This is a genomic window from Litchfieldella qijiaojingensis (genome assembly GCF_014651875.1).
Classification (GTDB): Bacteria; Pseudomonadota; Gammaproteobacteria; order Pseudomonadales; family Halomonadaceae; genus Litchfieldella; species Litchfieldella qijiaojingensis.
In genome coordinates, this window is the sequence record NZ_BMXS01000009.1 from 78236 (window position 1) to 93098 (window position 14863).

Annotated in this window: 14 protein-coding genes; 1 reads left to right on the top strand and 13 read right to left on the bottom strand. The window is 60.9% G+C overall.

What is annotated here, in order from left to right:
- Nucleotides 1–58: 58 nt before the first annotated feature.
- Nucleotides 59–1993, bottom strand: a complete 1935-nt coding sequence (locus IE093_RS10380; protein ID WP_229803472.1) for a putative bifunctional diguanylate cyclase/phosphodiesterase — start codon at nt 1991–1993, stop codon at nt 59–61.
- A 393-nt stretch (nt 1994–2386) separates the two neighbouring features.
- On the opposite strand from IE093_RS10380, the gene IE093_RS10385 reads away from it, so the two are divergent.
- Nucleotides 2387–3181: a 2OG-Fe dioxygenase family protein gene (locus IE093_RS10385; RefSeq protein WP_189468851.1), complete on the top strand. Its 795-nt coding sequence runs from the start codon at nt 2387–2389 to the stop codon at nt 3179–3181.
- A gap of 102 nt (nt 3182–3283) precedes the next feature.
- Here the strand turns inward: IE093_RS10385 and IE093_RS10390 are convergent, their stop codons facing one another.
- From IE093_RS10390 to IE093_RS10445, 12 genes are all read right to left on the bottom strand, one after another.
- Nucleotides 3284–3868 carry a YceI family protein gene (locus IE093_RS10390; RefSeq protein ID WP_189468853.1) on the bottom strand — a complete coding sequence of 195 codons (585 nt, stop codon included), beginning with the start codon at nt 3866–3868 and terminating at the stop codon, nt 3284–3286.
- A 209-nt stretch (nt 3869–4077) separates the two neighbouring features.
- Complete coding sequence (locus IE093_RS10395; RefSeq protein ID WP_189468855.1) at nt 4078–4629, bottom strand: cytochrome b; 552 nt, start codon at nt 4627–4629, stop codon at nt 4078–4080.
- A gap of 300 nt (nt 4630–4929) precedes the next feature.
- A complete protein-coding gene (locus IE093_RS10400) occupies nt 4930–5616 on the bottom strand; it encodes a type 1 glutamine amidotransferase domain-containing protein (RefSeq protein WP_189468857.1) in 687 nt (228 codons plus the stop codon).
- A gap of 152 nt (nt 5617–5768) precedes the next feature.
- Entirely contained in the window at nt 5769–6989 is a 1221-nt protein-coding gene (locus IE093_RS10405) for an O-succinylhomoserine sulfhydrylase (RefSeq protein WP_189468858.1), read from the bottom strand.
- Nucleotides 6990–7001: 12 nt separating this feature from the next.
- Nucleotides 7002–8519: an amidophosphoribosyltransferase gene (purF, locus tag IE093_RS10410; protein WP_189468860.1), complete on the bottom strand. Its 1518-nt coding sequence runs from the start codon at nt 8517–8519 to the stop codon at nt 7002–7004.
- Nucleotides 8520–8580: 61 nt separating this feature from the next.
- Nucleotides 8581–9141: a CvpA family protein gene (locus IE093_RS10415; protein WP_189468862.1), complete on the bottom strand. Its 561-nt coding sequence runs from the start codon at nt 9139–9141 to the stop codon at nt 8581–8583.
- Complete coding sequence (locus IE093_RS10420; protein WP_189468864.1) at nt 9138–9806, bottom strand: SPOR domain-containing protein; 669 nt, start codon at nt 9804–9806, stop codon at nt 9138–9140. Before IE093_RS10420 ends, IE093_RS10415 begins: the two co-directional genes overlap by 4 nt.
- Nucleotides 9787–11106, bottom strand: coding sequence for a bifunctional tetrahydrofolate synthase/dihydrofolate synthase (gene folC / locus IE093_RS10425; protein WP_189468866.1), 1320 nt, complete (start codon nt 11104–11106; stop codon nt 9787–9789). The genes IE093_RS10420 and folC overlap by 20 nt, the downstream gene beginning before the upstream one ends.
- 13 nt (nt 11107–11119) lie before the next feature.
- On the bottom strand, nt 11120–12070 hold the full coding sequence (gene accD / locus IE093_RS10430; protein WP_189468868.1) for an acetyl-CoA carboxylase, carboxyltransferase subunit beta: 951 nt from the start codon (nt 12068–12070) through the stop codon (nt 11120–11122).
- 78 nt (nt 12071–12148) lie between these two features.
- Nucleotides 12149–12952, bottom strand: a complete 804-nt coding sequence (trpA, locus tag IE093_RS10435) for a tryptophan synthase subunit alpha (protein WP_189468870.1) — start codon at nt 12950–12952, stop codon at nt 12149–12151.
- Nucleotides 12953–12962: 10 nt separating this feature from the next.
- Complete coding sequence (trpB, locus tag IE093_RS10440) at nt 12963–14177, bottom strand: tryptophan synthase subunit beta (RefSeq protein WP_189468872.1); 1215 nt, start codon at nt 14175–14177, stop codon at nt 12963–12965.
- A gap of 27 nt (nt 14178–14204) precedes the next feature.
- Nucleotides 14205–14858: a phosphoribosylanthranilate isomerase gene (locus IE093_RS10445; protein WP_189468874.1), complete on the bottom strand. Its 654-nt coding sequence runs from the start codon at nt 14856–14858 to the stop codon at nt 14205–14207.
- Nucleotides 14859–14863: the final 5 nt, after the last annotated feature.

A 14863-nucleotide genomic window follows, 5' to 3' on the forward strand; every position in this document is an offset into this window, starting at 1 on the left:
GGACAACGACACAGTGTCTCCCGTCGGGCTCAGGAGGCCCAATTGTACGCGAGTGTCATCAACTGTCCCGAATATCGGTGGTGACCGTGACCAGTCCGCTCAGCAGCTTCTGGGTATCCGTGGCACTCATTGGCTTGAAGTGGTAATAGCCCTGCACCAGGTCACAGCCCATTTCGCACACCAGCTCGAGCTGTTCCTCGTTCTCCACACCTTCGGCAACCACTTCCAGGCCAAGACGATGGCCGATGAAGACGGTCGCGGCCATGATGGCGCGATCGCTAGGGTCATGGGGCGCATCCCGCACGAAAGTGCGGTCGATCTTCAATGCCGTGACGGGGAACAGTTTCAGATAACTCAGGGACGAGTAGCCGGTGCCGAAATCATCGATGGCGATCTTCATGCCACGGTGATACAGCCGCCGCAGCACGTTGAGTACGCGGTCATCGGCCTGGATCAGCACGTTCTCGGTGAGCTCGATACCGATCTCCCGAGGGGACAACTGAAACTCTTGCATGCAAGTCTCGAGAGTTTCGAACACCTTGAGGTTTGCCACCTGCTTGCCGGATAGATTGATATCGATGCGATAGTCGCCGAGCCCAACCGCTTTCCACTGCGCCTGCTGGCGGCAGGCCTCGCGCACGACCCACTCGCCGATACGGTGAATAAGATTGGAACGCTCAGCCACTGGAATGAATTCGCTGGGCGACACTACGCCTCCCTCGGAAGGAAACCAGCGTATCAAGGCCTCTAGGTTTTCGATGCGCCCGCTCCTGGCTGCCACCTGGGGTTGATAATAAAGCGCTAGCTCGCCTCGGCGCATCGCGTACTGCAGACGTTCGGCCAGTTGGTGCTGGCGAACCAGTTCATCGTGAATCTGTTGCTCGAAGAACCAGTAACGATTGGGCCCCGAAAGTTTTGCCCGATTCTTGGCAACGTCAGCGTTATGGATAAGGTCTCGAGCACAGGAACCGTTGTCGGGAAACAGACTGACCCCCAGGCTCGCCGTGACATGCAGCTCATGCGTGTCCAGTTGGAAGGGAATGGCAAAGGCATCGACCACCTTATCGATCAAGCGCAGTACATCGCTAGTACTGTGTAGATGGGGGAAAGCCATGGCGAATTCATCGCTGCCGAAGCGCGACAGTAGATCGGCACCCCGCTGGCAACGACGTAGCCGCTTGGCCACCTCGGACAACAAGGCATCGCCTTGCTCATAGCCCTGGGCATCATTGATCTCGGCAAAGCGGTCCAGGTCGATGACGATGACCGCCACGCATTCCTTCTGATGCCGACACTTGTCCACGAACTCCTCGAGCTCGGCTTCGAAGGTACGACGGTTGGGCAGGTGAGTCAGGCTATCGAAGCGAGTGACGAAATCGAGATCGCGTCGTGCCTGCTTCTGGACGGAGAGGTCGACGTCGACACAAAACATCAGGGGATCTTTTGTATGCTCGCCCAGCATCACGTGGTGCGAGAATACGGCCACCGGTGCACCGCTCTTGTGCTTGAGCTCCAGTTCGCCGGCGGGAATCTCGACGCCCTGCTTGACCCAGGCATAGTGAGCCGCAATCACCCCCTGACGCATCGTATCGGGAATGATCAAGTCCTCCAACAGCCTGCCAAAGGCTTCGTCCGGCAGGTAACCATAGAGGCGGGTGCTGGCCTCATTCCAGTAAATCACCCGACGATGACGGTCATAGCCCTGCACGGCCACCTTCGGCAGGCTTTCCAGCAAGGCACGAAAACGCTGCTCACTCTCACTATGGCGACGCTGGGCAACCTGCAATTCGTTGGCCACGGGGAGGCTGACAACGTGGCCACGTTGCAACCAGACACGCCACGTGACCAACACGGACAACAAGATCCCGACGCCCGGCAGAATCGCCGTCCAGGACGGTAGGCTGTCGATCAGCCACCAGATCATCAACGCACTGACCGTCAACGACATGGCAAGCCACCCGGCTATACGCCTCTGGTGCTGCTTGTCGGTCATGCGTGCCCCTCGTGAATTCCCTGCCGGCATTCTTGTTCACTCGACGATTGTTGCGTGAGGCAATTCTACACATCGGTGTCTCATAGCCCCAACTGCCGGTACTCATCTCATCCCGGCTACCCTCTTCCTCCTCTTCATCCTTGACGCTTCATGCTGCAAGGCCACGGTGGCCTCGGACATTCCAATGACAAGCCCCGTATCGCGATAACCAGATTCCTACCACTAACGGGCATGGCACCTTCATACAACATAGACCTTTTCCAGCACTATACCCACCAATAAAAAGATACATTTATTGACATTTGTTTTCGTTAGTTTTCATTCTTTTCTATGTTGCTCCTGTGGAGCTACTTTCAGCCATTCGGCTGGAAATCAAACCAAGAGGAAATCGTCATGAAACAGGAAAGTCTCAAGCACGGCTACGATGTGTCCGCTATCGCCTTCGATATCGATCACGGCTACTGGTCACCCCAAGTTCATAGCGATCTGGCATGCCAGAACTGGAGCCTGGCGGACATCCGCCAGCGCATTGACCTGGAGGCCTGGCAAGGCTTCCTCACCGACCTGCCGCGCGACCCCTACGTCAACCTGCGCTGGAAGCGGATGTCATGGCTCAACCTCACCGATGACGACGATGTAAAGGTCATGGGCGAATGTCCCATGGCGCAAGGCGGGATGTTCAACGACGCCGATAGCATGGCGGACAAGCTGCGCTACTATGAGGGGCTGGATCCGGCATTCGTCGAACGCAGCGATGTCAAGGCGTTCGTGCGTGCCTGGGCCAAGCTGTGGGGGATCGGCCCGAAGGAGCCGATCCTGATGCAGATCACGGGGGTACGCAGCAAAGGCCAGCACGATCCCCTGCAGGGTCAGGGCATTCACGCTGATGGCTGCAAGTATCTCAGCATCATGGTGATCAACCGGGAGAACGTGACGGGGGCCACCAGTCATCTCTACGCCGACAAGGCCGGTGCCCAGACATTGGACGAAAGGGTATTGAATCCAGGGGAAGTCCTGCACATCCGTGATGACAAGCTCTTTCACTCGGCGGGCGTCATGAGTCAGGAAGATCCAGACAAGCCCTTCGAACGCTTCATCATCATCATCAACAGTTGCTTCGTGGACGGCTTCCAGAACCGCATGCTGCGTCGTCACTTCCCCGACGCCGTACTCAACCCGGTGTTCTGACCTCATGTGAACACCCCAGGCATGCCAATAAAAAACGCTCTCGGGGGGACTCCCCCTCGAGAGCGCCTGGCACATATCAAGATGCCACTCTGGAAGCGCTTTCTACTGGCGGATGCCCTCAAAGGTCACATACAACTCCACCTCATGCATGACCTCGGGGAAATCGCTCATGTCGATACCGAAATCACCCAACGCCAGGGAGGTGCTGCCTTCGAAACCGGCACGATAGTTACCCCAGGGGTCATCCCCTGCCCCCACCAAAGTCACCGGCATCTCGATCTCGCGAGTTTCACCGTGCAGGGTCAGTTCGCCGGTCAATACGCCTTCTCCGTCACCGCTGGGCTCGAAGCCGCTGGAAACGAATGTAGCGGTGGGATACTGGCTGGCATCCAGAAAATCATCGCTCAGGATATGTTTATCACGCTCGGCATGATTGGTATCGAGGCTGGCCACATCGACCTCGACGTTGACGTTGGAGGCCTCTAGATCTTCCGGGTCATAGCTGAATTCACCGCTGAAGTCGCGGAAGGTACCGAGAATATAGGAAAAACCCAGATGACTGATCTTGAACTGAATGAAGGCGTGTTGGCCATTCTCGGTATCGATCACGTAGTCGGCGGCCTGGGCCTGCGCCATGGGAACCAGAGCGGCGGCCGTCAGCGCGGCGATTGTGGTCTTTTTCAACATACGAGCGTCTCCTTGCGATTTGAACCTTCAGGTGAATGCCACCACTTCCTTAGAGGGTGATTACAAACTACTGCGCTCGGCCATGCTGTGTTGAAATCAGCCTCGTGCGCGAGTCCGATCAAAATGCTCATTTACAAACTCGTAAACTCCGCTTTTTCGGCTGATTTCGCCTTGTCTGGCCGTCGCTCGTCACTTTTGTAAACACCCTCTTAGCGGCGACTGAAACGGGGTGACACCATGCGCAGCAAGGTGTCGTGGCGATCGAGCCAATGATGCTTGAGAGCCGCCACGCTGTGACCGGCGGCGAGAATCATCAATGCCAGTGCACTGTACCAGTGCACGGTTCCGGCCACGGTTGCCTGGTTGGGCAAACCATGAATCAGGGCAGGCACCTCGAACCAGTCAAAGACACTGATGCCGCGGCCGTCGGCGGTGGAAATCAAGTAACCACTGACCAGCACCACCAGCATCAATACATAGAGCCCGATATGGCCCAGGTGGGCGGCAAGGCGCTCCATGACACTTCCTTGAGCGCGGGGCGTCGGATGCAAGCCACGCCAAACTATGCGCAGCAGCGTCGCCGCCAACAGCACCATGCCCAGTGAGCGATGCCACCAGGGTGCCAGGTTGTACCAACTGTCATAGTAACCAAGGCCGGTCATCCACCAGCCCAGGAGGAACAGGCCAACGACTGCAAGCGCGCTCAGCCAATGCAGCACGATGCTGACCAAGCCCCAGCCATGTCGAGAATTACGCCACATATTCCTTATCCCTGTGCATTGCGTACCCGCGAGGATACGCATTCCCTGGTGGCGACACAGCCAAAAAATGGTGAAAGGATCATTCACATTAGAGAAACAATGGCCAGACTTGGGGAAGCGCTGAATAAACCGACGAGCAGACTCAAGCGCAAGGCGCACGGAGCACAGGAACCGGAGCATATGGGGTTATATGTGAGGATCCGCCGGTCCGACGCTTCGGCACCGCGCAACGCAGCGATTGAGCCGCGCAGGCATTTATTCAGTGTTTCCTGGGGCCTGGCCATATTCTCTATCGGCAGGTCACAGCGTCTCCAGCACCTTGAGCAGCAGCTTCGCTGCCGGTGCGCTCGACGCCGGGTTCTGCCCGGTCACCAGCAACCCGTCGCGTACCTGGAATGGCGCAAAGTCATGCTCGCTGCGCACGTAGTGGGCGCCCTTGGACTTCAAGGCATCCTCGAGCAGGTGCGGCACCACGTCGGTCAGCCCCACCGCAGCTTCCTCGCTGTTGGAGAAGCCGGTAACTTCACGCCCCCTGACCAATGGGGCTCCTGTCTCGTCACGCGCATTGAGCAATACCGTCGGCGCATGACAGACGGCAGCGACAGGTTTGTCGTTGGCGATGAACGCCTCGATCAGGCGCAGGGAGTCGGCATTGTCGGTCAGGTCCCACAAGGGCCCATGTCCGCCCGGATAGAAGACGGCGTCGAAATCGTCGGCATCGACATCACCGAGCCTGACGGTATTGGCGAGTTGTGCTTTGGCTTGCTCGTCGGCCTCGAAGCGACGAGTGTCGTCGGTCATGGCGTCTGGCTGGGTGGAGTTGGGATCCACCGGCGGCTGTCCGCCCTTGGGCGATGCCAGAGTGACCTCCGCACCAGCATCCTGGAACACATAGTAGGGTGCCGCGAACTCCTCGAGCCAGAAACCGGTCTTGTGGCCGGTATCGCCCATCTCATCGTGAGAGGTCAGGACCATCAGAATCTTCATCGTCACGCTCCTTGAAAAGGGATATGTGAACTACCCCACCCCTGAATAAATGACGGCACCAGTCAAAGGTTCAAGGGGTCGCCGACGAATCCCGCCTCCTAACGCACGACGCCCCGGTTACGGGGCGTCGTATAACGATGACGAGGAAATATTCAGCGTAACGCATCAAGCCCACGCGCAAGGTCGCCCTTGAGGTCGTCGAGATCCTCGAGCCCCACGGCCACCCGAACCAAGCCTTCGGCAATGCCCGCCGAGACTTTCTGCTCTTCGGTGAGGCGTCCATGGGTGGTGGTACCCGGATGGGTGATGGTGGTCTTGACGTCACCCAGATTGCCGGTGATCGACATGATCCGCGTGGCATCGATCACCGACCAGGCTACCTCGCGTCCACCTTCGACCTCGAAGCCGAGCACCGCGCCATAGGCCTGCTGCTGTCGGCTGGCCAAGTCATGCTGAGGGTGACTTTTCAGGCCACTGTAGTGCACACGAGTCACCGCCGGGTGCGCTTCCAGCCACTCGGCCATGGCCATGGCATTGGCGCAATGGGCCCGCATACGCAGGTTCAATGTCTCTAGTCCCTTGAGGAAAATCCAGGCATTGAAGGGGCTCATGCAGGGACCGCAGGTGCGCACCACGCCAAACAGTTCCTCGAGTTCCTTGTCGGGCCCGACCACGGCACCCCCAACGGCACGTCCCTGCCCATCCAGGTACTTGGTGGCCGAGTGGATCACCAAGTCGGCACCAAGATCCAAAGGACGCTGCAACGCCGGTGTCAAGAAACAGTTGTCGATGGCCAACCAGGCACCATGGCGATGGGCGATCTCAGCCAGGGCGGCAATGTCCACCACTTCGGAGAGCGGGTTGGATGGCGTTTCGGCGAACAGCAAGCGGGTTCGCGGAGTGATCGCCGCTTCCCAGGCCTCCAGGTTCGACAGTTCCACATAGCGGGTCGTGATCCCGAACTTACCCAGGTACTTGTCGAACAGGCTCACTGTGGAGCCGAATAGCGAGCGCGAAGCCACGATCTCGTCGCCGGCCGCGAGCAGCGCCAAGGCCGTGGATAGGATCGCCGCCATGCCGGAACTGGTCGCCACGCAGCGCTCGCCGCCTTCCATCACCGCCAGACGCTTTTCGAAATTGCGCACCGTGGGGTTGGTGAAGCGCGAGTAGATATTGCCTGGCTCCTCGCCGCTGAACTTGCGTGCGGCTTCAGCCGCACTGCCATAGACGAAGCTCGAGGTCGGGAAGATCGGCTCGCCATGCTCCTGCTCGTGGGTCCGAGCATGGCCGGCACGAATGGACTGGGTCGCCAGCGCCCAGTCTCGGGCGGGATCGTCCCGATCGTGCTCGTGTTGTTTGGAATCGTCGTTCATGGCTGCCCCCGCTCAGTCGAGATCGTCATCCTGATTGTGCATGCCGACCAAGGCATGATCACCGACATTCTGCAATTTGGCGGCATCGTTGCGCGAGGCTTCGAGATCCGCCAGATAGGATTCATCGATATCGCCGGTGATGTAGCGACCATCGAACACCGAGCAGTCGAACTGCTCTAGAGCCGGATTGACGGCATGGCAGGCAGCCTTCAGATCCTCGAGATCCTGGTAGAAGATACGATCGGCGCCGATCAGCTCGCCGACCTCCGCCTCGCTGCGGCCATGGGCGATCAACTCGTTCGCGGCGGGCATGTCGATGCCATAGACGTTGGGATAGCGTACCGGCGGTGCCGCCGAAGCGAAATAGACCTTGTTGGCACCAGCCTCGCGGGCCATCTGGATGATCTGCTTGCAGGTGGTACCGCGCACGATGGAGTCATCGACCAGCAGCACGTTCTTGCCCTGGAACTCGATATCGATGGCGTTGAGCTTCTGGCGCACCGACTTCTTGCGCTGAGTCTGGCCGGGCATGATGAAGGTCCGCCCGATGTAGCGGTTCTTCATGAAGCCCTCGCGATAGGTCACGCCCAGGTGCTGGGCCAGTTCCAGTGCCGAGGTGCGCGACGTGTCGGGAATCGGGATCACCACGTCGATGTCGTGCTCGGGCCATTCGCTCTTGATGCGATCGCCGAGCTTGCGGCCCATTTCCATGCGCGTGCCGTAGACATAGGCCCCATCGAGAATCGAGTCCGGACGTGCCAGGTAGACATGCTCGAAGATGCACGGTGCCAGCACCGGCCGATCGGCGCACTGCTGGGTGTGGATGTTGCCGTCCATGTCGACGAACACCGCCTCGCCCGGCGCCAGGTCGCGATGGAACTCGAAGCCGCCGACATCCAGTGCCACCGACTCGGAAGCGATCATCACGTCTTGCTTGCCGCCCTCGTTGCGCGAACCGAAGACCACCGGCCGGATACCGTTGGGGTCGCGGAAAGCCACCATGCCGAAGCCGTTGATGATTGCCACCGCGGCATAACCGCCACGACAGCGGCGATGCACGCGGCGCACGGCATCGAAAATGTCCTCAGGATTGAGGTGGTGGCCCTGCTTGCCCAACTCGTGAGCGAAGACATTGAGCAGCACCTCGGAATCCGAACTGGTATTGATGTGCCGCAGATCAGTGGAGAACAACTCCTGCTTGAGCTGGTCGGAGTTGGTCAGGTTGCCGTTATGCGCCAGCGAGATACCGTAGGGGGAATTGACGTAGAACGGCTGCGATTCGGCCTCGCTCGAGGAGCCGGCAGTGGGATAGCGTACGTGTCCAATCCCCAGATTGCCCTTGAGGCGCGCCATGTGCCGGGTATGAAAGACATCACGCACCAGGCCGTTGCTCTTGCGCAGCAGGAAGCGTCCCTCGTGCCATGTCATCATGCCGGCGGCATCCTGCCCTCGGTGCTGGAGGACTGTCAGGGCGTCATACAGCGCCTGGTTGACCGCCTGATTGGCCATGAGGCCCACGATACCGCACATTCCGCCTTACCTCGCTTGCAATGGAAACCCGGTACCGCTCGTGCGGTACCGTCGTAAATGGTCAGAGGCTGTCCACCTCTTCGCTGTCGTTACCGACATCCGGCAACGGGATGTCACGCCATTCCACGGAGCGCTCCGGGTCGCTTTGTTCCCAGGCCTCAACCTGGTCGACCACCCAGTCGCGCAGTTGTTCGAAACTTGGCCGCAGTTCCGCTTGCTGCCAGGCCTGGAGCTGCGCCAGCGGCGTCAGCGAAATCAGGACCGTCGCCAGAACCAGGATCGCCGCCCCGCGCAAGGCCCCGAACAGAGTACCGGCCATGCGGTTGAAGAAGCCCATCCCAACCCACTCCACCGCAGCATGCACCAGGCGAATGACGATCCCACACAGCATGATGACAACGAAGATCACCAGGATGAAGGCCAGCACCAGACGCCCGTCGGGGTTATCGATGAAACCGCTGAACATGTCGGCTACCGGCTCGGCGAAGACCCGAGCCGCCAGCAGAGCGATGATCCATGCCGCCAGCCCCAACCCCTCGCGTATTAGTCCGCGAGTGAAACCGGCCATCATCGAAATGGCCAGCACCGCCAGAAAAATCCAGTCGAGCCAAGTCAGACTCATTCGCCCTCCCGGATTCGCACCAGCAGGCCTTGGATGTTGGCGCGTTCCTTGAGCTCGGTACGCGCCCGCTCACCTGCTTCGGAACTGTCATAGGGGCCGACATAGACACTGGTCAGCCCTCCCTCGCGCTGACGGCGATAGGCATTGAATCCCTGCTCGTTGAGCTTCGCCTCCAGACGTTCGGCATTGCCCGGCTCGCCGAAGCTGCCGGCTTGCACGGCCCATTCACCAGCACTGGCCGCGGGGATGGGAGACTTGGCCTCACGACGCTGTTCGGCAGCCCGCGCCAGCTCGGCGATGGGGTCCACGGTTTCGGGTTGCACTTCCGCGGGAGGTGCGCTCTTTTCGGAAGCCGGCTCCTCGGCCGGGGGAACCTGTACTGTCTCCGCCTCGTTCTCGCGCGACTCTTCCTCCTCCGAGGTTGCCTCGACACTACCTCGAGGGTCGACAAGCGGGCGCGGCTCATCGATCCTGCCCAAGGTAGAAGGAAGTTCGGGATCTGACACCGGAGTACGCTCGACCTCGATAGGTTGCTCAATGGTAAGCACTGGCTGTGGGCGCTCTTCGCGCGGTGCCGGCTCGTCGAACAGCATCGGCACGAAGATCACCGCCAACGCGATGATGATCACCGCGCCGCTGAGCCGCTCACGCATTCCGTATTTCATCGTGCCCCCTCCTCCGCAGCCGCGATTCCCACCAGGCCAACACCTCGGCCACGGTAAAGAACGATCCGCATACCAGAGCCTCATCGTCTTCGCCAAGTTCATCGGCCAGCCACTCGGCGCCGGACGTGGGTGATACCGCCCGGTACAGGACTCGCTGACCATGGGCCTCCAACGTAGCGGCCAAGTCGTCGGCACTGCGTGAGCGTTCACCATCCAGGCCCACCGCCACCCAGGCATCCAGCGTCCCGGCAAGCGCTTCGATGACACCATCGGCATCCTTGTCCGCCAGCATGCCCAGCAAACCGATTCTTCGTCCCGCACAGGGTCGCTCGGCCAAGCGAGCCGCCAGGTAACCGGCGGCATGAGGATTATGGCCCACATCCAGGCACCAATTGCCCAGCCACTGCATGCGCCCAGGAAGCGTCACCGCCGCCAAGGCACGTCGACAAGCCACCTCGTCCAGTGACACGCCAGCAAGCGCCAGGGCCTGCAACGCCGTGGCGGCATTATCCAGTGGCAAACCGGGATCGGGGAGCTCCTTCAGGCGCACGGGGCAGCCGCTGACATCCAACCCCTGCCACTCCCAGGCCTTGGCCTCCCCCACGCGATGAAACCGTTCGCCCAGCGCATGCACTTCGGCACCCAACGCATCAGCCACTTCGCGCACACTAGCCGGCAAGACCGTACTACCGAGCACCGCCGGACGTCCGGCACGCAGAATCCCGGCCTTCTCGCGGCCGATGCCTTCGAGATCGGTACCCAGAAAAACAGCATGATCCTGGGCCACGGTGGTTACCACGCCGACATCGGCGTCGAGGATATTGACGGCGTCCAGTCGCCCCCCCAAGCCGACCTCGAGTATCGCCAGGTCCGGTCGACGCTCGGCGATACTCCACAACGCACCGAGCGTACCGGCCTCGAAATACGTCAGGCTGATCGGCTCACCGGCCAGGCGAGCTTCCTCGACCCGTTCGAAACCACGGATCAAGGTGGCATCATCGGCCTCTTGGCCATCAAGACGCAGGCGCTCGTTGTAGCGCAACAGATGTGGCGAGGTATAGGTTGCCGTTGACAGTCCATGAGCCTGAGCGAGGGCCTCCAGCATAGCGACCGTCGAGCCCTTGCCGTTGGTACCCGCAACCGTGACCAGACGGGTAGCGAGCGGCGCATCGAACAACCCCATGCGACGACCGACCCGTGCCACGCGCTCGAGCCCCAGATCGATGCTGACGGGATGCTGGCGTTCCAGGCGGACCAACCAGGCATCCAGACTCAATGACGAGGAAGACGCTTCAGGCATCGGTAACTCGTCGTCAGCGTTCTTGGCTGACGTCTTCGGCGACATCGCCACCTGCCTGTTCGGCGACGTCGACCAGGTCCGGTTCATGCTCTTCCGGCATGCCAGAAACCGGCAGATGCGTCAGCTTGCGCAGCACGCGGCCAAGGCGGTCGCGCATCTCGCTACGGTGCACGATCATGTCCACGGTGCCATGCTCGAGCAGAAACTCACTGCGCTGGAAACCTTCGGGGAGCTGCTCGCGCACGGTTTGTTCGATGACCCTTGGGCCGGCAAAGCCGATCAACGCATTGGGCTCGGCCACGTTGAGATCGCCGAGCATCGCCAGTGAGGCCGAAACACCACCATAAACGGGATCGGTCAAAACCGAGATATAAGGCACTCCGGCTTGTTTGAGTCGTTCCAGCGCCGCTGACGTCTTGGCCATCTGCATCAGCGAGAACAACGCTTCCTGCATGCGGGCGCCGCCGGAAGCGGAAAAGCAGATCAGCGGGATTTTCTCTTCCAGCGCCAGACTTGCGGCACGCACGAACTTCTCGCCGACCACCGCGCCCATGGAACCGCCCATGAACGTGAACTCGAACGCCACCGCCACCACCGGCATACCGTCGAGGCTGCCGCGCATGGCGATCAGGGCGTCGTTCTCATTGGTCTCTTTCTGTGCCGCTGAGAGGCGATCCTTGTACTTCTTGGAATCGCGAAACTTGAGACGGTCCACCGGCTGCAGGTCGGTGGCGATCTCCTCGCGTCCCTCGCTATCCAAAAACCAGTCGAGACGCTTGCGTGCGGTCAGCCGCAGGTGGTGCTCACACTTGGGGCAGACGCTATGGTGCTTCTCGAGTTCGGGGAGGTAAAGCACCGCCTCGCATTTCGGGCACTTGCGCCACAGTCCGTCCGGCACGCTGGTGCGACGGTCCTTGCGCTGAATGCGCCCCACGGACGGTACGATCTTGTCTAGCCAGCTCATATCAGAACGCTTCCGTTATCCTGTCGCGACCCCGTATCGTCCGGGGCCATCGTGAAGTCGGTAGGCAATGCCGACACCTCAGGCATCCAATGCGCGACGCATCTCGCCGAGCACCGCTTTCAAGGCCGGTGCGATGGAAACCGGGTCGTCGACGCCTTCGGCGATGCGGCTCACCAGGGCACTGCCGACCACCACGCCATCGGCGATCCGACCGACCGCTGCCGCAGAGGCGCCGTCACGGATACCGAAGCCGACGCACAGCGGCAGCTCGGTCAAGCGCCGGAGTGGGGCCAACTGGCGGTCGACGGCCTCGACGTCCAAGGTCGCAGCGCCGGTCACACCCTTGAGCGAAACGTAATACAGATAACCTTCGCCATGGGCACATATTGTAGCGGCACGCGACTCCGAGGTGGTAGGGGCAACCAGGAAGATCGATGCCAGCCCCTGCTCCTTGAGCAAAGGGCCGAACTCATCGGCCTCCTCGGGCGGCATGTCGACGGTCAGCACACCATCGACGCCGGCGGCTGCCGCCTGCTCGGCGAAGACCCGATAGCCCAGACGCTCGATGGGGTTGAGATAGCCCATCAGCACTACCGGCGTCTCCTGGTCGGCCTCACGGAACTCACGCACCATCTCGAACAGGTGCGAGAGGCGAGTGCCGTGCTTCAGGGCCCGTTCGCAGGCCTTCTGGATCACCGGGCCATCGGCCATCGGATCGGAAAACGGGACTCCCAGCTCGATGATGTCGGCGCCGGCCTCGACCAGGGCATGCATGAAGCCCACGGTATGCTCCGGCGACGGATCGCCGGCGGTAATATACGGAATCAGCGCGGTGCGGCCCTGCTCCTTGAGGGCAGCAAAACGTTGGTCGATACGGTTCATTCTTGCCCTCTCAAAATTCCACGCCGTCAATCTTGGCCACTGTCAGAATATCCTTGTCGCCACGCCCGGACAGGTTGACGATGATGTGCTGGTCGGGACGCATGGTCGGGGCCAGCACCTTGGCATGCGCCAGGGCATGAGCGGATTCCAGCGCCGGCATGATGCCCTCGAGCCGGGTCAACTCGCGAAACGCCTCGAGCACCTTGTCATCGTTGGCGGCCACGTACTCGACACGACCGACATCCTTCCACAAAGCGTGTTCGGGACCGACCCCGGGGTAGTCGAGGCCCGCCGAGATCGAGTGGGTATCGATGATCTGCCCACCTTCATCCGACATCAGGTAGGTGCGATTGCCGTGCAGCACCCCTTGGGGAGCATTGGAGGTCAGCGGTGCCGCGTGACGACCGGTTTCGATGCCATCACCACCGGCCTCGACGCCATACATCTTGACTTTCTCGTCCTCGACGAACGGGTAGAACAGCCCCATGGCGTTGGAACCGCCACCTACACAGGCCACCAAGGCATCCGGCAAGCGGCCGATCTGCTTGAGCGACTGCTCGCGCGCCTCGCGGCCAATCACGGCGCTGAAGTCACGGACCAGCATCGGATACGGATGCGGGCCGGCAACGGTGCCGATGACATAGAAGGTGTCGTCGACGTTGGTGACCCAGTCGCGCAATGCTTCGTTCATGGCATCCTTGAGCGTGCGCGAGCCAGACTCCACGGGAATAACCTTGGCACCCAGCAAATGCATACGATAGACGTTGAGCTTCTGACGCTCGACGTCCTCGGCGCCCATGTAGACCTCGCACTTGAGCCCCAAGCGTGCCGCCACGGTAGCGGTAGCCACACCGTGCTGACCGGCGCCGGTCTCGGCGATCACCCGCGGCTTGCCGCTCTTCTTGGCCAGCAGTGCTTGGCCGATGGTGTTGTTCACCTTGTGAGCACCGGTATGGTTCAGGTCCTCGCGCTTGAGCCAGATCTGCGCCCCACCCAGTTGAGCCGACCAGCGCTCGGCATGATACAGCGGTGACGGGCGGCCCACGTAGTAGGCCAGATCACGGTCGAATTCCGCCTGAAAGTCGGGATCGTCGCGAAGACTGAGATAGGTCTTCTCGAGTTCCTCCAAGGCGAAGCTCAACGTTTCCGAGACGAACCGGCCGCCATAAGGGCCAAAATGGCCTCGTGCGTCGGGCAGTCGGGTCAGGTCGCTGAACTTGGTCACGAAGACACCTCACAGGGTCGCTTGGTCTTAGGTTTTGTCCAAAAAGTCGGTCGATTGAGCTAGGAATACCTGGCGCAAAAAGTCGTCGATACGGTGCGGGTCCTTAATGCCGGGGGCACGCTCGACACCACCGGAAACATCCACCGCGAATGGCCGTACGGCGCGGATCGCCTGGGCGACGTTGGCCGGGGTCAAACCTCCCGCGAGAATAACAGGTTTTGCCAGGTTTGCGGGGATTCGCGACCAGTCGAAGGTCTTGCCAGTGCCGCCGGGCATGTCGGGGCGATAGGCATCTAGGAGTAGCGCCTGTGCACCTTGGTAAGCCTCGGCCATGGCATGCAGGTCGAGGTCATCGCGCATGCGCAAGGCCTTGAGCCAGGGGCGTGTAAACGAGGCACAGAAGGCGGGGGACTCATCGCCGTGGAACTGCAGCAGATCCAGATGCGCGCTTGCCCGCTCGATCAGCGAGGCCTCCTGGTCGACGAACAGCCCTACCCGGGTGACGAATGCCGGCACCCGCGCGGCGAGTTCGGCCAGTCGCGCCTCGTCGATGGCACGCTTGCTTCCCGGCCAGAGCACGAAGCCCAAGGCATCGGCGCCCGCCGCCACGGCGGCATCGACGTCTTCCGGGCGAGTCAGCCCGCAGATCTTCACACGGGTACGGTGCAGTGGGTTAGACATGGCGG